At 68.3% G+C, this 25,731-nt stretch carries 26 protein-coding genes; 16 read left to right on the top strand and 10 right to left on the bottom strand.

The genetic code is table 11. The features are described from left to right. Positions 1 to 3 precede the first annotated feature (3 nt). Entirely contained in the window at positions 4 to 432 is a 429-nt protein-coding gene (locus V9K97_RS09770) for a VOC family protein (RefSeq protein ID WP_337317742.1), read from the bottom strand. A 73-nt stretch (positions 433 to 505) separates the two neighbouring features. Between V9K97_RS09770 and V9K97_RS09765 the strand changes: the two genes are divergently transcribed. The 4 genes from V9K97_RS09765 to V9K97_RS09750 all read left to right on the top strand — a co-directional run bounded on the left by V9K97_RS09765 (position 506) and on the right by V9K97_RS09750 (position 4,874). After that, positions 506 to 1,129: a TetR/AcrR family transcriptional regulator gene (locus V9K97_RS09765; RefSeq protein WP_337317740.1), complete on the top strand. Its 624-nt coding sequence runs from the start codon at positions 506 to 508 to the stop codon at positions 1,127 to 1,129. Between the two features lie 426 nt (positions 1,130 to 1,555). Continuing rightward, a complete protein-coding gene (locus V9K97_RS09760) occupies positions 1,556 to 2,956 on the top strand; it encodes a DUF2868 domain-containing protein (protein WP_337317738.1) in 1,401 nt (466 codons plus the stop codon). Then, positions 2,953 to 4,365 carry a GTPase/DUF3482 domain-containing protein gene (locus V9K97_RS09755; protein WP_337317737.1) on the top strand — a complete coding sequence of 471 codons (1,413 nt, stop codon included), beginning with the start codon at positions 2,953 to 2,955 and terminating at the stop codon, positions 4,363 to 4,365. The genes V9K97_RS09760 and V9K97_RS09755 overlap by 4 nt, the downstream gene beginning before the upstream one ends. Before the next feature lie 146 nt (positions 4,366 to 4,511). Then, on the top strand, positions 4,512 to 4,874 hold the full coding sequence (locus tag V9K97_RS09750) for a hypothetical protein (protein ID WP_126746857.1): 363 nt from the start codon (positions 4,512 to 4,514) through the stop codon (positions 4,872 to 4,874). A 9-nt stretch (positions 4,875 to 4,883) separates the two neighbouring features. Here V9K97_RS09750 and V9K97_RS09745 read toward each other — a convergent pair whose 3' ends face one another. The 4 genes from V9K97_RS09745 to V9K97_RS09730 are packed head-to-tail and all read right to left on the bottom strand — an operon-like array spanning position 4,884 to position 9,260. Continuing rightward, complete coding sequence (locus V9K97_RS09745) at positions 4,884 to 7,133, bottom strand: xanthine dehydrogenase family protein molybdopterin-binding subunit (RefSeq protein ID WP_337317735.1); 2,250 nt, start codon at positions 7,131 to 7,133, stop codon at positions 4,884 to 4,886. A gap of 2 nt (positions 7,134 to 7,135) precedes the next feature. Then, the gene (locus V9K97_RS09740) at positions 7,136 to 8,131 is read right to left on the bottom strand and encodes an FAD binding domain-containing protein (protein ID WP_337317734.1); all 996 of its coding nucleotides are present in this window, start codon (positions 8,129 to 8,131) and stop codon (positions 7,136 to 7,138) included. Next, complete coding sequence (locus tag V9K97_RS09735; RefSeq protein ID WP_337317732.1) at positions 8,124 to 8,780, bottom strand: (2Fe-2S)-binding protein; 657 nt, start codon at positions 8,778 to 8,780, stop codon at positions 8,124 to 8,126. The genes V9K97_RS09740 and V9K97_RS09735 overlap by 8 nt, the downstream gene beginning before the upstream one ends. A gap of 24 nt (positions 8,781 to 8,804) precedes the next feature. Next, positions 8,805 to 9,260 carry a DoxX family protein gene (locus V9K97_RS09730; protein ID WP_337317731.1) on the bottom strand — a complete coding sequence of 152 codons (456 nt, stop codon included), beginning with the start codon at positions 9,258 to 9,260 and terminating at the stop codon, positions 8,805 to 8,807. A gap of 117 nt (positions 9,261 to 9,377) precedes the next feature. On the opposite strand from V9K97_RS09730, the gene V9K97_RS09725 reads away from it, so the two are divergent. The 4 genes from V9K97_RS09725 (at position 9,378) to V9K97_RS09710 (ending at position 12,897) form a co-directional block, all read left to right on the top strand. Then, positions 9,378 to 10,286, top strand: a complete 909-nt coding sequence (locus tag V9K97_RS09725) for a LysR family transcriptional regulator (RefSeq protein ID WP_337317729.1) — start codon at positions 9,378 to 9,380, stop codon at positions 10,284 to 10,286. Positions 10,287 to 10,383: 97 nt separating this feature from the next. Continuing rightward, on the top strand, positions 10,384 to 11,004 hold the full coding sequence (trhA, locus tag V9K97_RS09720) for a PAQR family membrane homeostasis protein TrhA (protein WP_337317727.1): 621 nt from the start codon (positions 10,384 to 10,386) through the stop codon (positions 11,002 to 11,004). Between the two features lie 67 nt (positions 11,005 to 11,071). Then, complete coding sequence (locus V9K97_RS09715; protein WP_337296361.1) at positions 11,072 to 11,509, top strand: helix-turn-helix domain-containing protein; 438 nt, start codon at positions 11,072 to 11,074, stop codon at positions 11,507 to 11,509. 86 nt (positions 11,510 to 11,595) lie between these two features. Next, positions 11,596 to 12,897, top strand: coding sequence for a UDP-N-acetylglucosamine 1-carboxyvinyltransferase (locus tag V9K97_RS09710; protein ID WP_337317726.1), 1,302 nt, complete (start codon positions 11,596 to 11,598; stop codon positions 12,895 to 12,897). A 9-nt stretch (positions 12,898 to 12,906) separates the two neighbouring features. On the opposite strand, the gene bla is transcribed toward V9K97_RS09710, so the two are convergent. Further along, on the bottom strand, positions 12,907 to 13,797 hold the full coding sequence (bla, locus tag V9K97_RS09705; protein ID WP_337317724.1) for a class A beta-lactamase: 891 nt from the start codon (positions 13,795 to 13,797) through the stop codon (positions 12,907 to 12,909). A 167-nt stretch (positions 13,798 to 13,964) separates the two neighbouring features. On the opposite strand from bla, the gene V9K97_RS09700 reads away from it, so the two are divergent. The 7 genes from V9K97_RS09700 to V9K97_RS09670 all read left to right on the top strand — a co-directional run bounded on the left by V9K97_RS09700 (position 13,965) and on the right by V9K97_RS09670 (position 18,177). Continuing rightward, entirely contained in the window at positions 13,965 to 14,306 is a 342-nt protein-coding gene (locus V9K97_RS09700) for an ArsR/SmtB family transcription factor (protein ID WP_126746849.1), read from the top strand. Between the two features lie 29 nt (positions 14,307 to 14,335). Beyond that, positions 14,336 to 14,872: an SRPBCC family protein gene (locus V9K97_RS09695; RefSeq protein ID WP_337317722.1), complete on the top strand. Its 537-nt coding sequence runs from the start codon at positions 14,336 to 14,338 to the stop codon at positions 14,870 to 14,872. 80 nt (positions 14,873 to 14,952) lie between these two features. Next, on the top strand, positions 14,953 to 15,591 hold the full coding sequence (locus tag V9K97_RS09690) for a CDP-alcohol phosphatidyltransferase family protein (protein WP_337317721.1): 639 nt from the start codon (positions 14,953 to 14,955) through the stop codon (positions 15,589 to 15,591). A gap of 28 nt (positions 15,592 to 15,619) precedes the next feature. Further along, the gene (locus V9K97_RS09685) at positions 15,620 to 16,198 is read left to right on the top strand and encodes a glutathione S-transferase family protein (RefSeq protein WP_258507417.1); all 579 of its coding nucleotides are present in this window, start codon (positions 15,620 to 15,622) and stop codon (positions 16,196 to 16,198) included. 16 nt (positions 16,199 to 16,214) lie between these two features. Next, a complete protein-coding gene (locus V9K97_RS09680) occupies positions 16,215 to 16,856 on the top strand; it encodes a histidine phosphatase family protein (protein ID WP_337317719.1) in 642 nt (213 codons plus the stop codon). Positions 16,857 to 16,900: 44 nt separating this feature from the next. Next, positions 16,901 to 17,863 (top strand): DnaJ C-terminal domain-containing protein, encoded by a 963-nt coding sequence (locus V9K97_RS09675; RefSeq protein ID WP_337317717.1) that lies wholly within the window; start codon positions 16,901 to 16,903, stop codon positions 17,861 to 17,863. A gap of 2 nt (positions 17,864 to 17,865) precedes the next feature. Continuing rightward, entirely contained in the window at positions 17,866 to 18,177 is a 312-nt protein-coding gene (locus V9K97_RS09670) for a chaperone modulator CbpM (RefSeq protein ID WP_337317715.1), read from the top strand. Between the two features lie 30 nt (positions 18,178 to 18,207). On the opposite strand, the gene V9K97_RS09665 is transcribed toward V9K97_RS09670, so the two are convergent. The 4 genes from V9K97_RS09665 to V9K97_RS09650 are packed head-to-tail and all read right to left on the bottom strand — an operon-like array spanning position 18,208 to position 22,299. Continuing rightward, positions 18,208 to 18,846 (bottom strand): DUF2894 domain-containing protein, encoded by a 639-nt coding sequence (locus V9K97_RS09665; protein WP_443303059.1) that lies wholly within the window; start codon positions 18,844 to 18,846, stop codon positions 18,208 to 18,210. Positions 18,847 to 18,869: 23 nt separating this feature from the next. Next, positions 18,870 to 19,523, bottom strand: a complete 654-nt coding sequence (locus V9K97_RS09660; protein ID WP_281151826.1) for an OmpA family protein — start codon at positions 19,521 to 19,523, stop codon at positions 18,870 to 18,872. After that, a complete protein-coding gene (locus V9K97_RS09655) occupies positions 19,523 to 21,616 on the bottom strand; it encodes a DUF802 domain-containing protein (RefSeq protein ID WP_337317712.1) in 2,094 nt (697 codons plus the stop codon). Before V9K97_RS09655 ends, V9K97_RS09660 begins: the two co-directional genes overlap by 1 nt. Next, positions 21,613 to 22,299 (bottom strand): DUF3348 domain-containing protein, encoded by a 687-nt coding sequence (locus tag V9K97_RS09650; protein ID WP_337317710.1) that lies wholly within the window; start codon positions 22,297 to 22,299, stop codon positions 21,613 to 21,615. Before V9K97_RS09650 ends, V9K97_RS09655 begins: the two co-directional genes overlap by 4 nt. A gap of 256 nt (positions 22,300 to 22,555) precedes the next feature. Between V9K97_RS09650 and V9K97_RS09645 the strand changes: the two genes are divergently transcribed. Further along, complete coding sequence (locus V9K97_RS09645; RefSeq protein ID WP_337317708.1) at positions 22,556 to 25,645, top strand: helix-turn-helix transcriptional regulator; 3,090 nt, start codon at positions 22,556 to 22,558, stop codon at positions 25,643 to 25,645. The last annotated feature ends 86 nt before the right edge of the window (positions 25,646 to 25,731 follow it).

The raw sequence follows: 25,731 nt of genomic DNA, 5'->3' as shown, positions 1-25,731 counted from the left end.
GCTTCAGGTGGGCAACGCGCCGGCCTCGTATTGCGCCGCGAACTCGGCGCTCGGCGGAATCGGCTTGACGATGTCGATCAGCACGCCGTTCGGGTCGCTGGTAATGAAGTGGCGCTGGCCGAAGTCCTCGTCGCGCAGCGGCAGAAGAACCGGCAGGCCGGCCGCGGCGAGCCGGTCGTGAACGGCGTCGGGGTCGTCCACCTCGAAGTTGAGCAGCAGCCCGCCCGCCACTTGGCCGCGCGCGGGTGCGGGAATGGTCTCGTGCCGGCCGTCGAGCACGGCAAGGTTCACCGATGGATGTTCTGCCAGCTGCAGGTGCACGTACCACTCGCTTATGAACAGCGGCGTGAAGCCGAAATGCGCCTGGTAAAAGCCGGCGGTTCCGGCCACGTCGTTGGTCATGATCACCGGGTAGTAGCTTGTCACTTTCATGGCGTCCATCCTTTCAATTAACATACAGCCTGCATGTAAGTTGAATATTAATCTACAGACAGCCTGTATGTAAATGCCTAAATCACTCGCCGACGCTCATCAATCCAGAACCAATCGCGAACGCACGGAAGCCACGCGCCTTGCGCTCATCGACGCTGCGCGCGCACTGTTCGTCAGCAAGGGCTACGGGGACACCTCGACGCCCGAGATCGCTGTTGCCGCCGGTATCACCCGTGGCGCGCTTTATCACCACTTCGCGGACAAGCGCGACCTGTTCAGGCAGGTGCTGGTGCGCGAAGCCGAAGCCGTGGCCGCCGACATCGAAGCGGCCACGCCAGGGCAGATGACGCCGCGCGACGCCCTGTTGGAAGGAAGCAAGGCCTACCTGAGTGCGATGAGCGTGCCGGGCCGAACGCGGCTGCTGCTCATCGAAGGCCCCGCCGTGCTGGGCCTGGAAGAACTCACGGCCATCGACGAAGCGACCTCGGCCGGCTCGCTGCGCCAGGGGCTGGAAAAAGCCGGCCTGGGCAAGGGAGAAGTCTCGCTCGACGCCCTCTCCCGGCTGCTCTCCGCAGCCTTCGACCGGGCCGCACTCGAGTTGGATGCAGGCGCCGACGCGCAAGAAATCCATTCGGCAATGCGCTGGCTGCTCGAGCAGGCGCTGGGCCCCGAGCCGCGCCGCAAGCCCGCGGCCTGAGGCTGCGCTGGCGGGGCGCATGCGCTCGCCCGGGTCTTGGCGAGTCCTACAGCACAGGCCGCCCCTCGCCGACAGTAACCAGCCCCCTCTGGCGCGATGCTGAAGCTGTCGTCAACAACGAGGAGTCCTCGCGTGAATTCAATCATCTACATCGTCGGTCTGGTCGTGGTTGTAGTGGCCGTGCTTTCGTTCTTCGGCCTTCGCTAGAACCAGCCCCTCCCCAGGCTTCGCGCGCTTCGCGTCGCTTCTCCCTCCCCCTCGCCGGGGGCAACACCTGCGGCCCGGCAACGCCGGTTCCGCGGTGTTCCACGAACGGGATCGCTCGCGGTCGCTCTTCCAGTCGTTCGCATAGAGTCCTTCGCGGCGCGCCGGGCATAATTTGCGCGCCTTCCGCCATCGCGGAACGCCACTTGCGAAGGGACCCTGTTGACCAACACCGCGTTGCGCGAATCTGCTTTTCCGGACGCGGTCATCACCGAGGCGATCCGATGGACCGAAGAGAAAGGTCCACTCGACGATGCGCAAGCCATGCGCACCGCCGCCTCCCGCTCAGCTGACGCGCATGCGCGCATCACGTCGCGCGCGCTCCAGCTCGGCGAGCGCATCGGCTTTCAATCCGAACTGTCACGCATCCGGCAATGGGGGCCGTGGGTGCTGCTTGGCCTGGTGGCGCTGGTCGTCGTTGCCGGCCTGGGCCTGGCGGGCAACGTGGTCGGCGGCAGCGAACGGCACATCAACGTGATCGTCGCGCTCGTGAGCCTGCTGGGCATTCACCTGCTCACGCTGCTGCTGTGGCTGGCCGGCCTGTGGCTGCCCTTCGGCTCGTTCAATACAAGCTCGCTCGGATGGATCTGGCTTTCGCTCACCGCGCGCGTGGCCGGCGGCAAGCGGGGCCAGGCACCGGTGCTGCTGCGGGCGGCCACCGGCCTCTTGAGCCGGGCCCGGCTGCTGCCCTGGGCGTTCGGGCTCGTGAGCCACGGCATCTGGGCCCTTTCTTTTGCGGTGGTGCTGGCCGCGCTGCTGTTCGCGCTTGCATTCCGCAGCTACACGCTGAGTTGGGAAACGACGATTCTCGATCCCGCCTTTTTTGTGCGCGAGGTCCACGCGCTGGGCTGGGCGCCGGCGCAACTCGGCTTTCCGGTTCCCGATGCCGCGACCATTCTCTCGGCCACCCCCGGTGCCGCGGGCCAGCGCACATGGGCGATGTGGCTCACGGGCTGCATTGCCGTGTACGGGCTGCTGCCGCGCGTTGCGCTGGTATTGCTGAGCGCAGCGGTGTGGCACAGGCGCAAGGCCGCACTGCAGCCGGACTGGAGCGAACCGTATTACCGCAAGCTCATCGCCAGGTTCGCCGCACTTGCGCCGCCGGCCATCGTGGATGCCGACCCCGGCCGCGCGCCCGGCACGCCACCTGCCGGCCTCGCGCCTTCGGAACTGCAGGACACGCTCTTCGTCATCGGTTTCGAGCTGCCTGCCGACCTGCCATGGCCGCCCGCGGGGTTGCCCGCCGCGCAGGTGCAGCGGATCGACGGCAGCGCCCCGGCCCGGCGCGCATTGCTCGACCAGCTGGCGCTGGCACGCCCGCGTGCGGTGCTGCTGGTGTGCCATGCCGCATCGAGCCCCGACCGCGGCACCGAGCGCTTTCTGCGCGATGTGCTGGCCCATTGCGGGGAATGCCGTCTGTGGCCGGCTCATGCGGCGGAAGACGCGGCTGACGCCGGCTTGGCTCAACGCTGGATGGACTGGCTGCAGGGCACCGGCCTGCAACGCGTCGCGGCCACGCACCGGCTCGAAGACGCCTTGCAGCAACTCGGCACGACACCATGACGCAGCAGCAAGCCATCCTCATTGCCGTCGTCGGCCACACCAACGCCGGCAAGACCTCGCTGCTGCGCACGCTCACGCGGCGCGCGAACTTCGGCGAGGTGTCGCAGCGCCCGGGCACCACGCGCCACGTGGAATCGGCCGACCTCGAAGTGAACGGCCAGGCTGCCGTGCGCTTCTTCGACACGCCGGGGCTCGAAGATGCGGTGGCCCTTCGCGAGCACCTGGCCGGGCTCGACCCGCAGGCCACGCCGCCCGAACGCATTCGCAATTTTCTGCAGGGCCCCGAGGCGCACGGCGTGTTCGAGCAGGAGGCCAAGGTGCTTCGCACCATGCTCGGCATCGATGCGGCCTTTCTCGTCATCGATGTGCGGGAGCCGGTGCTGCCCAAGTTTCGGGACGAGATCGAACTGCTCAACTCCTGCGCTCGGCCCGTGCTGCCGGTGCTCAACTTCGTGCGTGATGCGGCAAGCCGTGAGCCCGCCTGGAAAGAGTTGCTCTCGGCCTATGGCCTCCACGTGCAGGTGCGTTTCGACGCCGCCGCGCCCTTCGTCGGAGCCGAGCGCGAGCTCTATACCGATCTTTCGACACTGCTGCGCGACCGGCGCGAGCTGCTGCACAGCGTGGTGGATTCGCTGGCCGCCGAAGCCGCCGAGCGGCGGCGCACGGCCTGCGCGCGCATCGCCGAACTGCTGGTCGACGCCGCAGCCTTGCGCCGCAGCGTGCCGGCCGAAGAATTCGCGGACACCGCGCGCCGGAAGGCGCTCGTCGCCGCATTGCAGAAAGACGTTTTCGACAAGGCGCAGCGATGCACCGACGACCTGCTCGCGCTCTACGGCTTTCGCCAGGACGATGCCGGCGAAGCGCCGCTGCCGCTCGTCGAAGGCCGCTGGACGCTGGACTTCTTCAGCCCCGAGGCCATGAAGGACGCAGGCCTGCGGCTTGGCAAGGGCGCGGTCATCGGCGCCGCTGTGGGCGTGGTGGCGGACCTTGCCGTCGCCGGCATTTCGCTCGGCGCGGGCGCTGCGGTGGGCGGTGCCATCGGCGGTGCCGTGTCGCAGGGCTGGGGCCCTTTCGGGCGCAAGCTGGTGAACAAGCTGCGCGACGTGCACGAGCTCACCATCGAAGACGGCGCGCTGTTCGCGGTGGTGGCATGGCAGCTGAAGCTCACGCGGGCGCTGGAGCAGCGCGGGCACGCGGCCACCGGGCGCATTGCGGCGGAAACCAGCGCAACGCAGGACGCGCCCACGCGCGCCACCGCGGCTGCCGTTCGCGCCGCACGGCTGGCGCGCAACCATCCGGAGTGGGAATCGAAGGGCGTGGCAACGCGCGGCTTCTGGCGCCCCGCGCCGCAGCGCGAGGCACTCGCGGCCGAGCTGGCGCGCACGCTTCAGGGCGCTTTCGAAAACTGAGCGCCCAGCCTTCACTTGCCTTCACTTGCAGAGGGAGGCGACGGATTCCTACGCACCGGCACTGGCACGAGCGCCAGTCTTTTTCACGACATCGACGGCACACAGGGTGCCGTTTGTTTTGTCGCCCTCAAGAAAAAGGAGCACCCATGTCCGTCGAATGCAAACTGCTCGCCACCCCTTTGATCGGACGCGTGTGGCAAGGCCGCACGCCCATTGCGCGGGCCGACGAATACCTGCGCTACAGCTTCGAGCACGGCATCCAGGAGATCGCAAAAAAACCTGAATGCCTGGGCGTGCAGTACTTTCGCAAATTGAACGGCGACACCGCCGAATTCCGGACCGTGTCTTACTGGCAATCGATCGAACACATGCACGCCATGCACGCACAGCGCGGCGATCCGCTGCGCGTGGCTCCGCTGGCACGCGACCCCGAGTTCCTGTTGGAGTTGCCCGAGTTCGTGGACATCGTCGAGGTGCATGTCAATTCGTTCGGCACCACGGGCAAGTAGCGGCCAAGCTCAGCTCTCCAGCAGGTCTTCCAGCCGCAGCGGCAGCCGGCGCAGGCGCTTGCCGGTGGCGTGGAACACCGCATTCACGATGGCCGGCGCCACGCCCACCATGGCCACTTCGCCCAGGCCCTTTACGCCCATGGCGTTGAGCCGCGTGTCGGGCTTGCCGACAAAGTCGACATCGATGCGGCCGATGTCCGCCGCAACAGGCAGCACGTATTCCGCAAGGTCGGCGTTGAGAAATCCGCCGTAGCGCGGATCGACCTCGCTCGCCTCGCGCAACGCGGCGCCTATGCCCCACACCACGCCGCCCTCGACCTGGCTGCGCGCAGTGCGCAGGCTGGCCACGGTGCCGCAGTCGGCCACGCTGAGCACGCGCGGCACGCGAATGCGGCGCGTGGTGGGTTCGATGCGCACTTCGACGAAATGCGCAATGAAACTGAAGGCGACGAAGTCGGGATATACCGGTCCCGCCGCAGCGGGCAGGCCACCGGTGAGCCGGCCGAAGACCTGCTCGGGCTGGCCCGGCGCACGCATTCGGCTTTCGGCCTCGGCAAAGGGGCGGCCGGAGGCACGCAGCAGCGCTACCGCCGTGGCGCCATTGGCATCCGGTTGTGCACCGGCTTGCCCGCCGGCCTTCTGTCGCAGGTCTTCCATGAGCCGCTGGGCGGCTTCCTGCACCGGCGGCAACGCCGTGGCCGTGCCCCAGGAGCCGGCGGTCAGGTGCTGCGGCGCGGCGGTGGTGTCGCCCAGCACAATTTCCACCGCCGCCACCGGCGCGCCGAGCGTGCGCGAGACCGTCAACGCAATGGCGGTGCGAATGCCCTGCCCCATCTCGTGGCCACCCACTGCCACCCTCACCGTGCCGTTGGCGTTCAACCGCACCTTGGCGATGGCCGGTGCAATGGCCGCCTTGTAGGCACCGGCCGCCACGCCCCACCCGATGAGGCTGCCGTCGGCCGCGCGCATCGAGCGGGGTGCCATCGTGCGGCGCGCCCAGCCGAAGGCGGTGCTTCCCTTGACGAGGCATTCAGCCAGGTGGCGCGAGGAAAAAGGCTTGCCGCTGATCGGGTCGACAGCCGTATCGTTTGCAAGGCGGAACGCGACGGGATCGCGGCCCAGCGCGTAGGCCATTTCATCGACCGCGCTTTCGAATGCAAAGGCGGCCGGATGCTCGAACGGCGCGCGCATGTAGCCGGGCGTTTGCACATCGGTGCGCACGAGCCGTTCGCGGCCCAGGAAGTTGCTGATGCCGTAGAGCCGCGATGTGATTTCGGTGCCGCTCGACGGAAACAGGTCGTGCCGCGAGGTCTGCTGGTCGATCTCGTGAATGGCCGCGGTCAGCTTGCCGTTGCGGTCCGCGCCCAAGCGCACATGGTGGCGGCTCGCGGGCCTGAAGCTCGCGTTGTGGAACAGCTGGCTGCGCGACAGCACCAGCTTGACAGGCTGGCCCAGTGCGCGCGCCGCCATCGCTACCAGCGCGGTGTGCGACTGCAGCGAGTTTTTCTGGCCGAAGCCGCCGCCCACGGTGGGCGACAGCACGCGCACCTTGTCGGGCTCGATGCCGAGCTGCTTGGCGAGGCCGTGGCGCACGCCCTCGGCGTTCTGGGTGGGCTCGCGAACGGTCAGCACGCCGTCTGCGCTCCACTCGGCCACGGTCGCGATGATCTCCATCGGGTTCTGGTGCTGGGTCGGCAATTCGTAAGACGCGTCCACCGTGAATGCAGCGCCCTGGAGCGCGGCCTCCGCATCGCCTGCGCGCCGGTCTGCGAACATCGGCTGCGGCAGCAATGCCGATTGCGCCTGCGGCTGGGCATCGGACGCATCGATGCCGGCAACGAAGGGAACGGCTGAATAGGTCACCTGCACCAGCGCCGCGGCCTCGCGAGCGGCTTCCAGGGTTTCGGCCACCACCATCGCCACGGTCTGCCCGCGGTAGGCAACCTGCGGCGAGCGCAGCGGATAGAAGCTCTGAAAGCCGAAACCGCCGCCCATCAGGAAGCCCCCGGTGTCGAAAGCGCCGACGTTCTCGTGCGTGAACACCTGCCGAACGCCGCGCACGCACTGCGCCGCGGCGGTGTCGATGACGGTGACGGTGCCGCGCGCAATGCGCGAAGGCACCAGCGCGGCGTGCAGCAGCCCGGCGCGCGCATCGTCCGCCGCATAGCGCGTGGCGCCGCGCACCTTGTCGCGCGCGTCGACACGTTCGGCACCCGCCCGAGGCGTGTTCCTTGGCGCTGTCTTGAGGTGGGTTGCCATCTTCAGTTCCTTTCCCTGGCCAGCATCAGCGCGTCGGTCACCGTTTCGATGCCGAGCGCCACCTTGAATGCGTTGTGCTCGAGCGGCCTGGCGCCCTCGAAGGCAAGCTCGGCGGCACGCCGCGCGGCGGCCCGCGTGAACGGCTGGCCCACAAGGCTGCGCTCCGCCTGCGCGGCGCGCCACGGATGCGTGGCCACCCCGCCGAGCGCAATGCGCGCGTCGGCCACACGGTTGCCCCTGATCTCCAGTGCAACCGCCGCCGATGCAAGCGCAAAGGCGTAGGACTCGCGGTCGCGGATCTTGTGATACGTGGAGCCGCGGCCGATGGGCCCGCGCGGTATGCGAATGCGCACGATCAGTTCGTCGGCCGCGAGCACCGTTTCCAGGTGCGGCGTGGTGCCCGGCGCGCGATGCAGTTCGCGCAACGGCACCGTGCGTTCGCCACGCGGGCTCACGGTGTCGACCAGCGCATCGAAGGCCACCAGCGCAACCGCCCAGTCGCCCGGATACACGGCCACGCAGGCTTCGCTGCCGCCAAGCACCGCATGGCCGCGGTTCTGCCCGCCCAGCGCCGCGCAGCCGCTGCCGGGCACGCGCTTGTTGCAAGCGAATTCGGGTCCGCCGCGAAAGTACGCACAGCGCGTGCGCTGCAGCAGGTTGCCGCCCACGGTCGCCATGTTGCGCAGCTGCTGCGAGGCGGCCTTCCAGAGCGATTCCGACAGGGCCGGGAATTCGCGCTTCACCGTGGCGTTCTCGGCCACGTCGCTCATGGCCGCGAGCGCGCCGATGCGCAGTTCGCCGCGGCTCGACGTATCGACTTCGCGCAGGCCTTCGATGCGGGTGATGTCGACCACGGTGGCCGGCGCTTCCACGCCGAGCTTCATCAGGTCGAACAGCGTGGTGCCGCCTGCGAAGTAGCGCGCGCCGGGCTGGTGCCGGGCCAGCAGTTGCACGGCCTCGCCGGTGCTGCGCGGGCGAAGGTAGGCGAAGTCATGCATGACGGCGGCCCTCCATGCGAAGCACCTGCGGCGCCGCCTCGCGGATCGCTTCGACGATGCCGGTGTAGGCACCGCACCGGCAGATGTTGCCGCTCATGTATTCGCGGATCTGCGCCTCGCTGGTGGCGTGGCCCTCGCGCACGCAGGCAATGGCCGCCATGATCTGGCCGGGCGTGCAGTAGCCGCACTGCAGTGCATCGTGGTCGAGAAAGGCCTGCTGCATCGGGTGCAGCGTGCCGTCGGTCGGCTCGATGCCCTCGATGGTGGTCACGGCGCAGCCGTCGGTCTTCACGGCCAGTGTCAGGCATGAGGCGACGCGGCGGCCATCCACGTGCACCGTGCAGGCGCCGCACTGGCCGTGGTCGCAGCCTTTCTTGGCGCCCGTAAGGCCGAGCTGCTCGCGCAGCACGTCGAGCAATGACGCGCGCGGCTCCAGCTTCAGCTGGTGGGGCTTGCCGTTGATGGTGACCCGGGTCTCCCGGGAGCCGGCGCCGGGGGGCGGTGCCGCGCTGCCGCTTTCCGCGGCCGTGCCAGTGGCGGCCGAAGCGGCGGCACCGGCGCTGGCCGCGGTAGTCATCATGAATGTTCGGCGGTTGAGGGTATTAAGGGCAGGCACCGGGCCGGCCGCGTTCTGCTGGAGTTGGTTCATGGGGCTTTTCTTTTTTGTTGGTCTTCAGAATTCGCGCCCGAGGCGCGCATCGATCGAAACCGGTCCGCCGCCGCGCGCAGCGATGCAAAGCGCAACGAAGACCAGCATCAGCGGGTATTCGTAGCCACGGTCGATCCAGGGGAAGGTTGGCGCCAGCAGGTAGCAGATGACCAGCATCTGCACCACCACCATCGGCGCGACGATGCGCGTCAAAAAGCCCAGCGCCAGCATCAGCCCGCCCACGCCTTCGAGCAGCGCGATGAACCACCCGATCAGCGGCGCGAAAGGCAGGTGCAGCACGTTGGCAATCAGGTTGACCGAACCGGCCATCGGGTCGGCCATGCTGCCGTGGCTGCGGCCAAGCAGCTTGGGAACGCCGTGCGTCATGAGCATCAGCCCGAACGCGATGCGCAGCAGCGCATAACTCAACGGCTCGAGCCGGTCATAAACACCGCGCAGCCGCGGAAAGATCAGTTGCATGAGGTCGCTCCTTGGAATGTCGAAGGGGTGAGCGGAAGTCTCTCTGTTCTGCATGGGCGAATAAATACGCAAATCTCGCCAATAGAATTCAAGGAGACTCAACAATCGAAGAGACCCATGGACCGCTTCGACGCCATGCAGCTGTTCACCCGCATCGTCGATCTGGGCAGCTTTACCCAGGCCGCGGCCGCGCTCGACATTCCGCGTGCCACGGCCACGCATGCCATCAAGGAACTGGAGGCCAGGCTGCACGTGCGGCTCTTGGAGCGCACCACGCGGCAGGTGCGCACCACCGTCGACGGCCAGGCCTTCTACGAGCGGTGCCGCCATCTGCTGCGTGAACTGGAAGACGCGGAGTCTTCGCTGTCGGAACTGGCGGTCAACCCGCGCGGGCGCCTGCGCATCGACATCCACGGTGCGCCGGCCCAAGCCATCGTGCTGCCGCGCATTCGGGAGTTTCACGAGCGCTATCCGCACATCGAGCTTGTCATGGGCAGCGGCGACCGTCTGGTGGACCTGCTGCGGGAGGGCGTCGACTGCGTGGTGCGCGCGGGCGAACCCAAGGATTCATCGCTTGTTACCCGCCGCCTGGCGCTGCTGCCGCAGGTGACCTGCGCAAGCCCGGGCTACCTGGCCGAATACGGCACGCCCACGCAGCCAGCCGAGCTTGCGAGGCACCTGGGCGTCAATTTCTTTTCCGCTTCGCGGCCCGAGGTGTTTCCGTACGAGTTCATGGTCGACGGCAAGCTCGAAACGTACATGCTCAAGGACTGGATCAGCGTGAACAACGCCGACCTCTACAAGATCTGCGCCGAGCAGGGCTGCGGAATCATCCAGGTGCCGCGCTTCAGCGTGGAGCGCCAGTTGCACGAGGGCTCGCTGGTCGAGATATTGGCGCACACGCCCTGCCCGCCCATGGTCTATTCGGTGCTGTACCCGCACCACCGGCAGCTGTCGCCGCGGGTGCGGGTGTTCATCGACTGGATTGCGCAGCTCTATGCGGAGCGCTTCGGCACGGCCACGTGAACACGCATCGGAGTCACCGTGCGGTCATAGGGGCGACCTAGCATCCCGCTGGCCTCTGCCTCCCCCTTTTCCGACCAGGACTGCTGCACTCCACGCGATGTACCCCGGCGAACGTCTCAATGGGTACAGCCATCTGCTGGGCCTGGTGCTTGCCCTTGTGGCCACCGTTCTCTTTCTTGCCAAGACCTTGCCCACGGGTGATGCCGCACGCATCGTCGGTGCGCTGGTGTTCTCGCTCTCGGCCACGCTGCTGTATGCCGCATCCACGCTGTTCCACAGCACGCGCGGGCCGCTGAAGCGCTTTTGGGAGCGGGCCGACCACTGCGCCATCTACCTGCTGATTGCGGGCACCTACACGCCCTTTGCACTCGTCACGCTGCAGGGCACCTGGGGCTGGCTGCTGCTTGCCGCGGTGTGGAGCGCCGCGTTCTTCGGCATCGGGCGCGAACTGCTGCAGCCGGACAGCGCGGTTTCCAAGCCGCCGCTGGCGCTCTACATCGGCATGGGCTGGCTCGGCGTGCTGGCGGCCGCGCCCCTGGCGGCACGGCTCGATGGCGGCGGCCTGGCCTGGCTGCTGGCGGGCGGCGTGCTCTATACCGTGGGCACGGTGTTCTACCGAAACCGGCGCGGCTTCCGGCATGCGCACGGCACCTGGCACCTGTTCGTGCTGGCGGGCACGGTGAGCCATTTCATCTCGGTGGGCCGGTACGTGCTCTGACCAAGAAAAATAAGCATTTTTCATTACCTTCCGGTCCAGCTTGGCACAAGGTGTGCAAAATGCGCCCATGCCAAATATTGCCTCCATCCTCAAAACCGAGATTTCCCGTGTCGCCCGCAAGGAAGTTCGCACAGAGATCGAAACGCTGAAAAAAGCTTCCACGCACCATCGCGCCTCGATCGCCGCACTGCGCCGGCAGGTCGAGAAACTGGAGAAGGAACTGCGGCGTGCGCTGAAGATGTCTTCGAGCGCCCCTTCCGCCGGCGATGCGGACGATGGCGAATCGGGCCCGTCCCGCCGGTTCAGCGCCACCCGGCTGGCCGCACACCGCGAAAAGCTCGGCCTCTCGGCGGCGGCTTATGGAAAGCTGGTTGGCGTTACCGGCCAGACCATCTACAAGTGGGAACAAGGCAAGGCACGGCCGCGCAAGGCACAGCTGGAGGGCCTGGCATCGGTGCGGGGCCTGGGCCGGCGCGAAGTGGCGGAACAGCTGAACGCGGAATAGTTCACTTTCGCGCTCTACAGCGCAAGCCGCCCGGCGGGTACAGTTCCGGCACTCATTTCCCCGGTTCGTTTCCGCCCCGTATTCCCATGTCCAATCTCATCGTGCACGGCGGTACGCCGCTTCGCGGCCGCATCACTCCCTCCGCCAACAAGAACGCCGTGCTGCCGGTGCTGTGCGCCACGCTGCTCACGCGTGAGCCGCTGCGGCTGCACGGCGTGCCCGACATCACCGACGTGCGCAAGATCCTCGACATCTTCCGCAGCCTGGGCAGCGAGGCGCGCATGGACCACGCCACCGGCACGCTGGAACTGCACCACCGCGAAACGGCGTTCGACGCCGCACGCGACCGGCTGCCCGAGGAAATGCGCTCGTCGATCATGCTGGTGCCTCCGCTCCTGGCGCGCTTCGGCATTGCGCGGCTCGAAGACAACGTCAAGGGCTGCACGCTGGGCGTGCGCGAGATCGATCCGCACGTGGACGTGTTCCGCCGCTTCGGCGGCAAGGTGGAGCGCGCCAGCGGCTCGCTGCTTGTGCGCTGCGACGGGCCGCTTGCGCCCACCGAGCACTGGCTCGACTACGCCTCGGTCACCACCACCGAAAACTTTGTGCTGTGCGCGGCGGCGGCCAAGGGCACATCGACGCTCACCAATGCAGCGTCAGAGCCGCATGTGCAGGAGTTCTGCCGCTTCATGACGATGCTGGGCGTGCGCATCGAGGGCATCGGCACCTCGCGGCTCACGGTGCACGGCGGCAATGCGCTGGGCGGCGGCGAGTTCCGCTTCGACGAAGACTTTCACGAGATCACCACCTTCCTGGCGCTGGGCGCCATCACCGGAGGCGACGTGGTCGTACGCAACAGCGCACCCGAAAACTTTCCGCTGATCGATCGCACCTTCGCCAAGTTCGGCGTCACGGTCACGCATGAAGACGGCTGGTCGCGCGCCACCTGCACCGGCCCGCTCAAGGTGCAGACGCCCTTCACAAACAACGTGCTCACCAAGGTGGAGGCCGCGCCGTGGCCCTACTTTCCGGTCGACCTGCTGCCCATCTTCATTGCGCTGGGCGTGCGTGCCCAGGGCAATGCGATGTTCTGGAACAAGGTGTACGACGGCGCCCTGGGCTGGACCAGCGAGCTCTCCAAGTTCGGCGCCCATGTGTTCTCGTCGGATCCGCATCGGCTCATCAGCTTTGGCGGCAGCCCGCTGACGCCGGCCGTGGTCGAGAGCCCGTACATCATCCGCGTGGCCATTGCGCTCTTCATGGTGGCAGCCAGCATCGAAGGCCGCTCCGAAATCCGCAATGCCGCGCCCATTCGCCGTGCCCATCCCCGCTTCGCCGAGAACCTGCGCAGCCTGGGTGTGCAGGTCGAGTGGACGAGCGAAGAGTAAGCCTCGGGCTCAGCCCCGCAGTGCGTTAAACACGATGCGCGCCGCCGACGCAATGACGTCGTTGCGGGCCGGCGCATCCTCCTTGGGAAAGGTAAGGTAGACCGCCAGCACCACCGGAGCGCCCGAGGGCGGCCACAGCACGCCTGTGTCGTTATTGGTGCCGTAGGAGCCCAGGCCGGTCTTGTCGCCCACCTTCCAGTCCGCCGGCACGCCGGCGCGGATGCGAGCGGCGCCGGTGGTGTTGCCCAGCAGCCAGGTTTCGAGCTGGCTGCGTTGCGCGGCGCCGAGCGCGTCGCCCAGCACCAATCGCTGCAGGCTTGCGGCCATCGCCTCGGGTGTCGTCGTGTCGCGCAGGTCGCCCGGAATGGCGCTGTTGAGTTCGGTCTCCCAGCGGTCGAGCCTGAAGGCCGGGTCGCCGATGGAGCGCGCGAATGCGGTCACCGCGGCGGGCCCGCCGAGAATCTTCATCAACAGGTTGGCGGCGGCGTTGTCGCTGTACTGCATGGTGGCGGCGCACAGGGCGGCGACTGTCATCCCCTGCCCCAGGTTTTTCTCCGTGATGGGCGAATTGGTCAGGATGTCGCTCCTGCTGTAGCTCACGCGGCGCTCCAGCAGGCTGCCGTCATGCGCGCTACGCGCGAGGATGGCCGCGGCCAGCATCGTCTTGAAGGTGCTGCACAGCGGAAAGCGCTCGGTTGCGCGGTGCTGCACGCGCGCGCCGCTGCCGGTGTCCAGCGCTGCCACGCCGAGCCGCCCGCCCACGGAGGTTTCGAGTGCCGCGAGCTGCGCCTCGGCCGATGTGGCCTGTTGCGATTTCGCGGACCAGGCGGTACAGGCGCCGGCCAACGGCAATGCGGAAGCGGCCAGCAGGAAGATGCGGCGATTGGCGAAGGGTTTCATTTGGTGTTTGTCAGCGAGTGGATGGAACGAAGGGAATCGTAGGAGCGCCACCTCGCAAGCTCCAGCGCCAGGCTGCGCAACCGCGTCTCGCCTGTATCGGGTGTAACGGCACAATTCATTCAACTTTCTGGTTGAATAACTTTTCGGATACGACTATATTCAACCTCATGGTTGAACTAGATGACGAACGGCTCGACGCCGTGTTCCATGCCCTGGCCGACAGCACGCGGCGCACGATGCTGCAGCTGCTGGCGCAGGGCGAGTGCAGCGTGGGCGAGCTCGGGGCGCCGTTTCGAATGTCTTTTGCGGGCGCCTCCAAGCACGTCAAGGCGCTCGAGCGCGCCGGCCTGGTCTCCCGCACGGTGCAGGGCCGCGCGCACGTCTGCCGGCTGGAGCCGGCGGCGCTTGCCTCGGCCAACGCATGGCTGCGGTACTACGAAGGCTTCTGGAACAGCCATCTGGACGCGCTGGAGCAGGAGCTGCGGCGCGACAACGCATCCCGCAAGTGAAGTTCTTTCCCTTCTTCAAGGAGCAAGCAATGACGACAAGCAGCCTCGGAACCCTGATCGAACCCGGCACCGTGCGCATGGAACGCACCCTGCCCGCGCCGGTGGAGCGCGTGTGGGCCTATTTCGTCGACCCCGACAAGCGCGCGAGGTGGCTGGCCGGCGGCACCATGGCCGAGAAAAGCGGCGGCGTGTTCGAACTGCGCTTCGACCACACCAGCCTTTCCGGCGAAGTGGCGCCCGATCGCTTTGCCGACTGCCGTGGCCCCATCTCGCAGAAATCGCGCCTTGTGACGCTCGACCCAATGAAGCGCCTGACCATCAGCTGGGGCAGCGAAAGCGCCACCGCGTCCGAGGTGAGCTTCGAGTTCACGCCCCGGGGCGATTCGACGCACCTGGTGCTCACGCACCGCCGCCTGCCCGACCGCAAGGAAACACTCAGCGTTTCGAGCGGCTGGCACGCGCATCTGGACGTGCTCGACGACGTGCTGCACCAGCGCACGCCCCGGGGGTTCTGGAGCAACCACGCGGAGCTCGAAAAAGCCTACGAGGCCCGGCTTCCGGCCTGAACCGGAGTCGGATGGCGACTACAGGCAAGCGGCCCCGCTTGCGTTAAGGTGCGGTGCATTCGCAGACTCCGAAGCACCCCATGACCACCCCCTCCTCCGCACCGGCCCGCAAGCATTTCTCGATGATCCGCGGCTTTCACCTGGCCGATGCGTTCACGCTCGGCAATGCCGCGTGCGGCGTGGGCGCGGTGTTCCTTGCCATGGCCTTCATGGCGAGCCAGTCGCTTGCGCAGTTCTTGTGGGCCGCCGCGCTCGCGCCCGCGGCCTTCGTGTTCGACGTGTTCGACGGCCGCATTGCGCGCTGGCGGCAAACCCACTCTGCCCTCGGGCGCGAGCTCGATTCACTGGCCGATGTGATCTCGTTCGGCGTGGCGCCCGCCGCGCTCGCCTTTGCGGCGGGCCTGGACGGCGGCTGGGACTGCGTGCTGCTGATCTACTTCGTCGGCTGCGGCGTGAGCCGGCTCGCGCGTTACAACGTCACGGCCGAAGCGCTTTCCGCGGGCGCCGACAAGGTCAAGTACTTCGAAGGCACGCCCATCCCCACCAGTGTGGTGCTGGTCGGCGTGCTGGCATGGGCCGCCTGGCAAGGCCGCATCGGCGACACGGTGTGGGGCGGCGCATGGGTGCTCGGCCCGTGGCAGCTGCATCCGCTCACGCTGCTCTTCGCGCTCTCGGGCACGCTGATGATCAGCAAGACGCTGCGCATTCCCAAGTTCTGACCCTCCATCCGCTGAAAGGAGCCCTTCAATGCTGAAGCTGTATTTCGATCCGCAAAGCCGCTCGCAGGTTGCGAAGTGGATGCTCGACGAAGCCGGCGTGGAATACGAGATCGTGCAGACCCTCATCCGCGAAAAGGCCCACAAGAAACCCGAGTACCTGAAGATCAACCCCGCGGGCAAGCTGCCGGCGCTGGTGGACGGCCGCACGCGCGTGTTCGAAAACGCCGCCATCTGCATGTACGTGGCCGACAAGTTTCCGCAGGCCCGCCTGGCGCCACCGGCGGATTCGCCCGACCGCGGCCGCTACCTGTCGCTCATGGTCTATTCGACGGCGCAGCTGGAGCCCGCGATGGGCGACAGCATGCTGGGGGTGCGCAGCAACAACAGCGCGCGCGGCTGGACCAACTTCGAGCAGGCCAAGGACGCGGTGGAGCGCGAACTGGGCGAAGGTCCCTATCTCTTCGGCGCGCGGTTCACCGCGGCCGACGTGATGATCGGCTCGATGTTCATCTGGCACCGTGCCTTTGGCGGGCGCTCCAACCGGCCGAAGATCGATGCCTACATCAACCGGCTCCAGGCCCGGCCCAAGGGCATGAAGTTCGGTTGAGGTTGATTCACACCGCATGGCACAAGCACAATTCCCCCATGGCGCGACCGCCGGCCTCGACCAGCTGGTAAGCCTTGCCGCCGCGCAGCCGCTGGCGCCGGCCTGCGATCACTTCTACTTCTTGCGCCACGGCCAGACCGGCCGGAATGCGCAGCGCATCTTCCAGGCCGTGGACGAGCCGCTGAGCGAGCTCGGGCTCCAGCAGGCGGCCCGCGCCGCCCAGCTGCTGGCCGGCGAGCCGATCCGCACCATCGTCTGCAGCGACGCGCGGCGCGCCCACGACACCGCGCACACCGTGGCGGCCGTGCTCCGCATCGAGCCCACGCCGCAGGCCGCACTGCGCGAGCGCAACTTCGGCGCACTCATCGGCACCTCGTCGGTCAACATCGACTGGGCCTGCGAGCCCGACGGCGGCGAAACCCTTGCACAGTTCGTGGCGCGCAAGAGGCAGGCGCTCGACGAAGCGCTGGCGCAGCCCGCGCCGGTTCTGGTGGTGGCCCACGGCGGCACGCTCTACGCGCTGGCCGCGCTGATCGGCGTGCCCATCGACCTGGGCCTGCTCGGCAATGCGCAGCCATTGCGTTTTTCGCGCAGCGGCCCTACATGGGCTGTAATGCCGCTGCTGCGGCATGCCGACGGGGATTCCGCCCTGGCGTAGACGGCCGGGCGCACACTGTTCGGCGTTCACACCAACCGACAGCCATGGAATTCAAGGACTACTACAGCGCCCTGGGCATCGACCGCACCGCGTCGGAAGACGAGGTGCGCAAGGCCTATCGCAAGCTCGCGCGCAAGTACCACCCCGACGTCAGCAAGGAAGCCGACGCCGAGAAGCGCATGCGCGACATCAACGAAGCCAACGACGTGCTGCGCGACAAGGAAAAGCGCGCCGCCTACGACGCACTGGCCGACCGCGTGGCCCGCGGCGGACACCCCGAGGGCGACTTTCAGCCGCCGCCGGACTGGGACACCGGCTTCGAATTTCACCGCGGCCCGGGGCAAGGGCCGGCCGACCACGCGGACTTCAGCGACTTCTTCTCCTCGCTCTTCGGCGAAGCCGAGCGGCGTGGCGCGGCAAGGCGCAACTACCGCGCGCGCGGCGAAGACCATCACGCGGCCATCGAGATCTCCCTTGAAGACGCGCTCAACGGCGCCGAGCGCGAGATCACGCTGCGCGCGCAGGAAATCGACGCGCAGGGCCGCCCTGCGCTCAAGACGCGCACGCTCAGCGTCAAGATCCCGCCCGGCATGCATCCGGGGCAGTTCATCCGGCTTGCCGGACAGGGCATGCCCGGCCACGGCGGCGAGCCGGCCGGAGACCTGTACCTGGAGGTGCGCATTGCGCCGCACAAGCTCTACCGCGTCGAAGAGCGCGACCTCTACATGACGCTGCCCGTCACCCCGGCCGAAGCCGCGCTCGGTGCGCAGGTGAAGGTGCCGGTGCCCACCGGCGGCGCGGTCGAGGTGACCGTGCCGCGCAACGCGCGCAGCGGCCTCAAGCTCAGGCTCAAGGGCCGCGGCCTGGGCGGCAAGCAGCCCGGCGACCTGTACCTGCTGCTCGACATTGCCCTGCCCCCGGCCGACAGCGAGGCCGCGCGCAAGGCCTACGAGCAACTGGCGCAGGCATCGGCTTCGTTCAACCCACGCCAGCATCTGGGAGTGTGAGCATGGCGACCGTTTCCGTCACAACAGCCATCAGCGCGTCGCAGCCGCTTGCCGCGAGCGAGCTCGCCCATGCCTGCGGCGCCGACACCGAATGGGTGGTGCAGCTCGTCGAAGTGGGCATCGTGCAGATTTCTACCGCCGAGGCACCGCCCGAGCGCTGGCAGTTCTCGAGCAGCGACCTGCAATGCGCACTCGAGGCGCGCCGGCTGGAGCGCGACTTTGGCGTGGGCCTGGACGCCGCCGCGCTGATTCTCGACCTGCAGCACGAAGTGCGGCGGCTCAAGTCCGTGATTCGCGCGCACGGCTTGCGCTAGCCGGCAGCGCCCTCAGCCTCAATCTCAGCGTCAGGCGGATTTGCCGCGCCCGGTCTTCTTCGAGGTTTCGGCGCGCGGCGTATTCACGGGCGCCGCGGCGCCGGCACCGTTCAGCTGATCGACCCACAACAGGGTGTCGACGTAGGTCATGAAGCGGTTGAGGTACTCCGGCGACAAGTCGCGCATCAACAGCAGCGACCGGTGCACCAGGTGGTGCGAGTTGAGCGGGCCGGCGTTCTCGGGCACCTTGGCGAGCGACTGCGTCAGCCGCCGCTCGGCGCTGAGCCGGGACCAGGTGCTCTTGAAGAACTTGAGGCTCTTCAGTTCGGCGGGCGCCGGCGCAAGGCCGTGCAGCGTGTCTTCTGACGCCGCCGCGGTGCTGCCGCCCATGGCCGGTGCATGCCGCGCAATATGGTCGACCAGCTCCGCCAGCGCGCCGCGAGCGGGTGCGCCTGCCGGCAGCTGTCTCGCTGCAGGGCGGGCTCCATCGGCGCCCTGGGAGTTTTCAAGATTCCTGCCGTAGGCCGCAGCCAGGCCGGCGAGCTTCTCATCGAGGATGCGCCTCGCCTCCCCCTGGTGCGCAGCCGTACGCCTGGCCAACGCCTCCATGAGATGAAAGCGCACCGGGTCCGCGCGATGCCGCCCCTGCGCACGCCAGGTGCCGATCATCTCGATGGGATCGACGTGCTCGCTCACGGCCGCTTCGTGGTGGCGTTGGATTGCCTTGGCGTGGGCGCCATTTCCACACGCCGGTTTTTCGAGCGGCCTTCGGCATCGGCATTGGACGCGACCGCCTGCTCGGAGCCGAATGCCGCGGCAAACACCGATGACGAGGGAATGCCCTCTTCGATCAGCGCCCGCGTGACCGTGAGCGCCCTCTGGGCCGACAGCTCCCAGTTGTCTGCGAAGGGGCGGTTGCCGTCCTTCGACTGCCGCATCTGCCGGTCGTCGGTGAAGCCGCTCACCATCAGCACCTCGTCGCGCGCCTTGAGGTAGGCCGCCACCGGCGCGGCCAGGCTCTTGAGCAGCTGGCGGCCTTCAGGCTGCAGGTCGGCGGAGTTGAAGGCGAACAGCACGCTGCCGCTGATGCCGATGCGCCCGTTGTTCAGCGTGACGCGGCCCGCCGCGAGCGGCCCGGCCAAGGCTTGCTCGAGCGCTTCACGGCGTTGCGTTTCAGCCTGCCGCTGCTGCACTTCGGCTTCGAGCTTGGCCGCAAGGTCCAGCTGCATGCCGAGCGCACCCACGAGAATGAGCACAAACGCGCCGACCAGCCCGGCCATCAGGTCGCCGAACACCGCCCATACGGGAACGCTCGGTTCCAGTCCGCCGTCGGCTTCTTCACCCATCATGCTTCGCTGCCCACCGCGGCTTGCCGGCTGGCAATCTGCTGCAGGTCTTCGACGATCTGCTTCTGCGACATGATGCTCAGGTCGATGACCTCCCGCGCCTGCGCAACGTAGTAGGCCAGCTGCTCGTCGCTGCGCGCAATGGACTTGCCCAGCGCGCCTTCGACGCGCTGCAGATGCGCCACCAGCTTGTCGTTCGATTCGCTGAACAGCTGCACCGCAAAGCCGAAGGCCTCGCCGAGGCTTGCCACCTCGACCGCGCTGCCGGTGATCTGCGCGGCGACGCTCTCGAGCTTTCCGGTTTCGGCCTCGACCTTTTCGGTGAAGCGGCTGCCCACGCGTTCGAGCACGTCGGCCGAGGCGCCGACCAGTGCATCGACCGCCGAGCGCTGCTCGGTGGAGGCATGGTTCACGGCGTCGAGCAGGGTGCCCAGCGTTTCCATGATGCGGCTGCGCTCCTCCAGCATGGCGTTGTCGCGCGCCATGCTGTCAGAGAGCTTCTGCCGCAGTTCGGCCACCACTTCGGCCGCAACGCGCGGTGCATCCGAAGCGGCTTGCAGCAGCTGGGCGATTTCTGCCACGGTGCTCTTCGCATGCGCTTGCGCCTGCGCCGACATGTCGCGCGCAGTTTGTGCCAGCGTTTCGAAGAGCTGTTGCTGCTGGCTGGCCATGTTCGCGCCGGCCTGCTGCCATTCCTGCTGCAGCGACGCAGCCATTGAGGACAGCGCCGCGGTCCAGGCCGACAGCCGCTGCTCGTCGCGCGATGCCATGTCGGTTTGCAGGCTGGCATGCGCCTGGTCCACCGTGCGCAGCAGCGATACCGAGTGCTGCTCGAAGGTGGCCGCGGCCGCCGCGAGGGACTGTTGCGTGTCGCCCGTCAGCTTTTCGCTGGCGCGCTGGTGCTCTGCGAGCGCACTGCCCCATGTTTCGGATACGCTGCCCACGGTGCTCTCGAGCCGCGCGGACACGGTCTCCACCAGCGAAGCCGAGCGCTGCTCGAAGGTTTCGGCAAAGCGCTCCTGCGAAACGCGCAGGTCCCCCGCCAGCGCCTCATTGCTGCGCTGGTGTTCGGCCAGCGCGGCCTTCCACGTATCGGCCACGGTGGCCGTGGTGGCCTCGAAGCGGCTCGAAAGCCCTTCGAGCTGCTGCTGCACTGTGTGCGCGACCGTGCCGTGCAACGAAGCCGTCTCGCGCGCGATGCCGGCCATGGTGGCTTCGACGACCGGCTGGATCGTTGCGCCGGCAATGCGGGCGCTTTCGGTCAAGCTCTGCTTCAGCGATTGATCCACCGACGAGGCCAGGCCGGCATACACCGCCTCGGCCTTGCTGTGGAAATGCTCCTGGCTGGTGATCAGGCGCTCGTTCAACGCCTGGCTCTGCCGCTCCATGGCGGCCAGCATGGCCTGCAGCTGATCGACCAGCATGGGCATGGCCTGGGCCTGCTGCTCGAGCAGCTGGAACGACGCCTCGCGCTGATGCACCAGCGAGTACACGCGCAAGGTGGTCGCAATCTTGGTGTCGAGCATCTGCCCGGCCTGCAGCCGCTCACGCCGGCACAGCGCAGAGGCCAAACCCAGCATCGCCGACGCAGCCACGCCTGCCACCGAGGTGCCGAACGCCAGCCCCAGGCCCTTCACAGGCGCGAAGAGCGAGGCGCGGATGGCCTGCAGGTCGGTAGCGCTTTCCAGCGCCATGCCGGTGCCGTTCAGCGTGACCACCATGCCGAGAAATGTGCCCAGCATGCCCAAGAGCACAAGCAGTCCGGCAAGGTACGGCGTGAGCGACGGCCCGGGCAAGCCGACGCGCTCGCCCTCGATGCGCAGGCGCACCGCATTGCGCAGCGACGGATGCAGTTGCTCCAGCCACGAGCCCAGGTTGGCCGGGGCTTCAGTCAACCGCGACACAGCACTGGCCAGGGTGGACGTGGCCTGCCTGAAGCGGTGCAGCTCCACCACGCCCATCAGGTAGAACGCACCGACCACCACCGTGATCGAAAGCGCCAGCGGATGGTTGGAGCCGACGTAGCCCGCGCCCACCCAGCACACCGCGGCCAGGCCGGCGGCAAAAACAGCGTATTGAAGAAATCTAGTCATGGCACTCTGGTTGCCTCGCGAAAGGCTTCAAGGAGCCCTTCGACGGGTTGAAATCGGAAGTCCAGTTCGGCGAGCAGCACGTTCTTCATGTCCTTGCGGAACACATGCAGCCACTCGCCGCCCGGGGCCTCGCTGGCGGGTTCGGCCGCCGTCAGCAGGCCGTCCCCGCTCAAGCGGGTGAAATATTTTTCGAGCAGCGCGGGCACGCCGGCCAGAAGGCTGTGCTCGCGCGCGGCCAGCACCTGCTCCATGACCACGTCCACTGCGGCCAGCCGGGCCATGGCTGGCGACCTGGCCGCCAGCGCGGCCCGAAGGCGCCCGCGCAACGGGCCGATGCCCGCTTCCATGGCTTGCTGCAGCGCGAGATAGCGGCGGCGAAAGGGCGCGAACTCGGCCGCAGCCGCCACGGCGGCGTCTTCGGCAATGGCCTTGGCCAGCGCGGTGCGCGCACCGGCGCACTCCCGCTCCTCGGCGTTGGCGCCGGGCCGCAACCGGGAAGAAGCAGCCGCCGGAATGCCGTCCAGCGCCGCGGACAGCGAAATGGCATCGGTCCAGCCGAACCATTGGCTCAATCGGTCCGCGGTGGCTTGCCGGGGTTCGCGCAAGTCCGTATCGGCCAGTCGCGAAAGCAAGCGAACAAGCGCCGAACCATTGAAAACTGTGCGCTGTGAAGCGTGCGCCATACCCCAGAACGAAAAACCTGGCAGTCTACACCGGCCACCCTCCCTGGACGCCTCCGCGGACCGTGCCGCACAGTGAAACTTCCGGTAACGCGGCAGGTGGTAACCGGGCGTTTTCGGGGTCGAAGCAGAGCCCTGCCCTTGCACCGACAGCCGGCTTTCCTTGCGGTGTGGCGTAAGTCCCAAGTTCTACCGGCGCTCGCCGCGCGCAGACTCGGCCATACCGGCCCATGGCCGGAAAAAAAGCACAAGGAGCGGCATGGCCACGCTGGACCGGATTGCTTGTCACCGCTGCGGGCGCATTTGCCTGCATGCCGACGCGCCATGCCCGGCCTGCGGCGCGGCGCCGGTGGCGAGCCCCGCGGCAGCCGGCGCGACGGAGCCCTTCGTCGGCCGCCGCGGCGAGCTGCAGCTGCTGCACGATGCGCTCGGCGGCGCATTGGCCGGGCGCGGGCGCGTGGTCATGCTCAGCGGCGAGGCCGGCATCGGCAAGACCCGGCTGGCGCAGGAAGCGGCAACGCTGGCCGTACGGCGCGGCATGCTGACCCTGTGGGGCCGCTGCCTCGAGGAACCGGGCGCGCCGCCCTTCCTGCCCTGGACGCGCGCAATGCAGGCTTGCCTTCGGGCCTGCCGCGACGAGCGCCTGCCGGCGCTGCTCGGACGCGATGCCGCCGCGGCGGCCGAGATTGCACCCGAACTCGCCGAGCGGCTGCCGCCCGGCACCGCGGTGCCGGCCATCGGCGAAGGCGACCAGGCGCGCTTTCGGCTGTTTGCCGCGGTCGCGCATTTCTGGCGTCAGGTGGCCACCGTGCGCCCGCTGCTGCTGATTCTCGACAACCTGCACTGGGCCGATGCGTCGTCGCTGCGGCTCCTGGCCTTCATCGCGCAGGAACTCGCCGAAAGCCGCATCGTGCTGCTCGGCTCCTGCCGCGAAATGGATGTGTCGCGTCAGCATCCCTTGGCCGCCACGCTGGCGGAGCTGCTGAACACCCGGCAGTTCAGCCGCCTGCCGCTGCAGGGCCTGAGCCTGGAAGAAGCCGAGCGGATGGTGGCTGCGGCAAGCGCCGTGACGCCGCCGCCCGCGGTCATTGCAACCATGCACCGCCGCACCGAGGGCAACCCGCTGTACCTGGTGGAGACGCTGCGCTTTTTGCAGGGCTCCTGCGGAACCGACCCGCACGCCGCGGCGGTGCAGGTCGAAACCGTGCCGGGCGGCATTCGCGCGGTGATCGGCCGGCGGCTCAACCAGCTCTCGGCGCCCTGCTGCGACCTGCTCTCGATCGCCGCCTGCATCGGCCGCGACTTCGACCTGCCGCTGCTGGCCGATCTGGCCGGCAGCAGCGGTGAGGCCGAATTGCTGGGCAGGCTCGACGAAGCGCTGGCGCACCGCATCGTCGAGGTGTCGCCTTCCGGCGCGCAGTACCAGTTCAGCCACGTGCTGATCCGCGAAGTGCTTTACGACGAACTGCCCGCAACGCGCCGCGTCGCGCTGCACGGACGCATTGCCGAGTCGCTCCAGGCGCGGCACGCCGGCGATCCGGACGCGGCGCTGGCACCCCTGGCCTACCATGCCGCCGCGGCATTGCCCGTGGGCAGCCCCGCACGTGCGCTGGACATCGCCCAGCGCGCCGCAGCGCAGGCCGTTGCTGTGATGGCGTACGAGGAGGCGTTGCGCTGCTACCGGCTCGCGCTGCAGTTGCAGGAGCGCTGGTTGCCAGCAGAGCGCGCGCAACATGGCGCGCTGCTGCTGGCGCTTGGTGCGGTGCAGATGCACGCCGGCGAGAACGACGCCGGCGCCGCCACCTTCATGGAGGCCGCCACGCTGGCGCGCTCCGTTGGCGACGCCGAGATGTTCGCGCGGGCGGCCCTCGGCTTCGAGAACAACGGCTGGCGCATCAGCCGCCCCGGCGAAGAGGCGGCCGCCCTGCTCGAAGAGGCGCTGGCGACGAGCGATCGCTTCGACGCCGCGCTGCGCGTCGACCTGCTTGCCGCGCTGTGCCGCGCCTGCATCTTCTGCGGCCGGCAGGAGCAAGCCAACGCGGCGCAGCGCAGTGCCGTGGCCCTCGCGCGCGAACTCGGCATGCCGCAGCCGCTCTTCAAGGCGCTGGCCGCGATCCTGCCGGCGCGCGGCTACCCCGAACAACTCGACGAGCGCCTGCGCTGCGCATGCGAGGCCCTCGAAGTGGCCGAACGCGCGGGCCATCTCGAATGGGTGGATGCGCTCACCGGTTGGTATTTCGGCGACCTGGTCGAAAAGGGCTCGCTCGACGCGGCGCGCTCGCTGGCGCAGGTGCACGCGCGTGTGGCCGACGCGATCCGCCAGCCCTTCATGCAGGCGATGGGGCTGGCCAGCCTCACCCTGCTTGCCGCGTACGAAGGCCGCTTCGCGGATTCCGAGCGGCTGGCGGGCGAGACCTTCACGCTCGGGCAGCGCTTTCTCGCGGGCAATGCGCAAGGTGCCTACAGCCTGCAGATCTTCGTGCTGCGGCGCCAGCAGGGCCGGCTTGGCGAGGTGCTGCCGGTGCTGCGCGGGCTGGTGGGCAGCGTGCCGCGCAGCAGCCTGTGGCAGCCCGGCCTCGCGCTGATCTGCACCGAACTCGATCTTCACGAGCCCGCTCGCGAGGCTTACGAAACACTCGCGGGCGACGGCTTTGCCGGTATTGCGCGCGACGGCATGTGGCTCACCAACATCGTCTTTGCCGCCGAGGTCTGCGCACGGCTTGGCGATCTGCCGCGCGCGGCAACGCTCTACCGGTTGCTCGCGCCCTACGCGGGGCGCAACGTGGTCACCGGCACCAACATTGCCTGCTTCGGCGCGGTGGACCGCTACCGCGGCATGCTGGCCGCCTTGATGGGCGATGACCCAAACGCCGCGGCGCATTTCGCGGCCGCCGCCGCGCTGGACGAGCAAGGCGGCAGCCGGCCGTGGCTGGCGCACAGCCGCTTCGAATGGGCGCGGTGGCTGGGCCGGCGCAGCGGCAACGGCGGCGACATGGCCGCCGCCACATCGCAGCTCGACGCGGCGCTGGCGACAGCCCGCGAACTCGGCATGGCCGGCCTCGCCCGCCGCTGCGAGGCGCTGCAGCGGGAGTTCGAAGGCGGCGCCGATGCATCGCCCGCCGCACCCGAAGGCCTGAGCCGGCGCGAGGTCGACGTGCTGCGGCTGCTCAGCGCCGGTCACACCAACCAGGCCATCGCCGAGCGCCTTTTCATCAGCCCGCACACGGTGGCGCACCACGTGCGGCACATTCTTTCGAAGACCGACTGCCGCAGCCGCACCGAAGCCGCGGCCTGGGCGCACCGCCATCGCGTGGCGTCCGCAGGCTCCGCTGCACCTGCCGGCCAGTAGCCGCGCGCACCGCAAATGGTCAATTCGGGCGATGCGTGCACGCCCGGCCCGTCCTATGGTCTGTTCCAGGCCCGGCGCCGCCGGGT

Origin of the sequence: Variovorax sp. CCNWLW186, assembly GCF_037203865.1 — a bacterium.
GTDB lineage: Bacteria > Pseudomonadota > Gammaproteobacteria > Burkholderiales > Burkholderiaceae_C > Variovorax.
Note: the sequence above shows the minus strand (reverse complement) of the source record. Positions and strands in the feature narration are given on the sequence as shown.

Excerpts from the sequence above, each read along its gene's own strand:
- V9K97_RS09770 (WP_337317742.1), bottom strand. The coding sequence starts at position 432 with ATGAAAGTGACAAGCTACTACCCGGTGATCATGACCAACGACGTGGCC.
- V9K97_RS09765 (WP_337317740.1), top strand. The coding sequence starts at position 506 with ATGCCTAAATCACTCGCCGACGCTCATCAATCCAGAACCAATCGCGAA.
- V9K97_RS09755 (WP_337317737.1), top strand. The coding sequence starts at position 2,953 with ATGACGCAGCAGCAAGCCATCCTCATTGCCGTCGTCGGCCACACCAAC.
- V9K97_RS09750 (WP_126746857.1), top strand. The coding sequence starts at position 4,512 with ATGTCCGTCGAATGCAAACTGCTCGCCACCCCTTTGATCGGACGCGTG.
- V9K97_RS09745 (WP_337317735.1), bottom strand. The coding sequence starts at position 7,133 with ATGGCAACCCACCTCAAGACAGCGCCAAGGAACACGCCTCGGGCGGGT.
- V9K97_RS09740 (WP_337317734.1), bottom strand. The coding sequence starts at position 8,131 with ATGCATGACTTCGCCTACCTTCGCCCGCGCAGCACCGGCGAGGCCGTG.
- V9K97_RS09735 (WP_337317732.1), bottom strand. The coding sequence starts at position 8,780 with ATGAACCAACTCCAGCAGAACGCGGCCGGCCCGGTGCCTGCCCTTAAT.
- V9K97_RS09730 (WP_337317731.1), bottom strand. The coding sequence starts at position 9,260 with ATGCAACTGATCTTTCCGCGGCTGCGCGGTGTTTATGACCGGCTCGAG.
- V9K97_RS09725 (WP_337317729.1), top strand. The coding sequence starts at position 9,378 with ATGGACCGCTTCGACGCCATGCAGCTGTTCACCCGCATCGTCGATCTG.
- trhA (WP_337317727.1), top strand. The coding sequence starts at position 10,384 with ATGTACCCCGGCGAACGTCTCAATGGGTACAGCCATCTGCTGGGCCTG.
- V9K97_RS09715 (WP_337296361.1), top strand. The coding sequence starts at position 11,072 with ATGCCAAATATTGCCTCCATCCTCAAAACCGAGATTTCCCGTGTCGCC.
- V9K97_RS09710 (WP_337317726.1), top strand. The coding sequence starts at position 11,596 with ATGTCCAATCTCATCGTGCACGGCGGTACGCCGCTTCGCGGCCGCATC.
- bla (WP_337317724.1), bottom strand. The coding sequence starts at position 13,797 with ATGAAACCCTTCGCCAATCGCCGCATCTTCCTGCTGGCCGCTTCCGCA.
- V9K97_RS09700 (WP_126746849.1), top strand. The coding sequence starts at position 13,965 with ATGGTTGAACTAGATGACGAACGGCTCGACGCCGTGTTCCATGCCCTG.
- V9K97_RS09695 (WP_337317722.1), top strand. The coding sequence starts at position 14,336 with ATGACGACAAGCAGCCTCGGAACCCTGATCGAACCCGGCACCGTGCGC.
- V9K97_RS09690 (WP_337317721.1), top strand. The coding sequence starts at position 14,953 with ATGACCACCCCCTCCTCCGCACCGGCCCGCAAGCATTTCTCGATGATC.
- V9K97_RS09685 (WP_258507417.1), top strand. The coding sequence starts at position 15,620 with ATGCTGAAGCTGTATTTCGATCCGCAAAGCCGCTCGCAGGTTGCGAAG.
- V9K97_RS09680 (WP_337317719.1), top strand. The coding sequence starts at position 16,215 with ATGGCACAAGCACAATTCCCCCATGGCGCGACCGCCGGCCTCGACCAG.
- V9K97_RS09675 (WP_337317717.1), top strand. The coding sequence starts at position 16,901 with ATGGAATTCAAGGACTACTACAGCGCCCTGGGCATCGACCGCACCGCG.
- V9K97_RS09670 (WP_337317715.1), top strand. The coding sequence starts at position 17,866 with ATGGCGACCGTTTCCGTCACAACAGCCATCAGCGCGTCGCAGCCGCTT.
- V9K97_RS09665 (WP_443303059.1), bottom strand. The coding sequence starts at position 18,846 with ATGATCGGCACCTGGCGTGCGCAGGGGCGGCATCGCGCGGACCCGGTG.
- V9K97_RS09660 (WP_281151826.1), bottom strand. The coding sequence starts at position 19,523 with ATGGGTGAAGAAGCCGACGGCGGACTGGAACCGAGCGTTCCCGTATGG.
- V9K97_RS09655 (WP_337317712.1), bottom strand. The coding sequence starts at position 21,616 with ATGACTAGATTTCTTCAATACGCTGTTTTTGCCGCCGGCCTGGCCGCG.
- V9K97_RS09650 (WP_337317710.1), bottom strand. The coding sequence starts at position 22,299 with ATGGCGCACGCTTCACAGCGCACAGTTTTCAATGGTTCGGCGCTTGTT.
- V9K97_RS09645 (WP_337317708.1), top strand. The coding sequence starts at position 22,556 with ATGGCCACGCTGGACCGGATTGCTTGTCACCGCTGCGGGCGCATTTGC.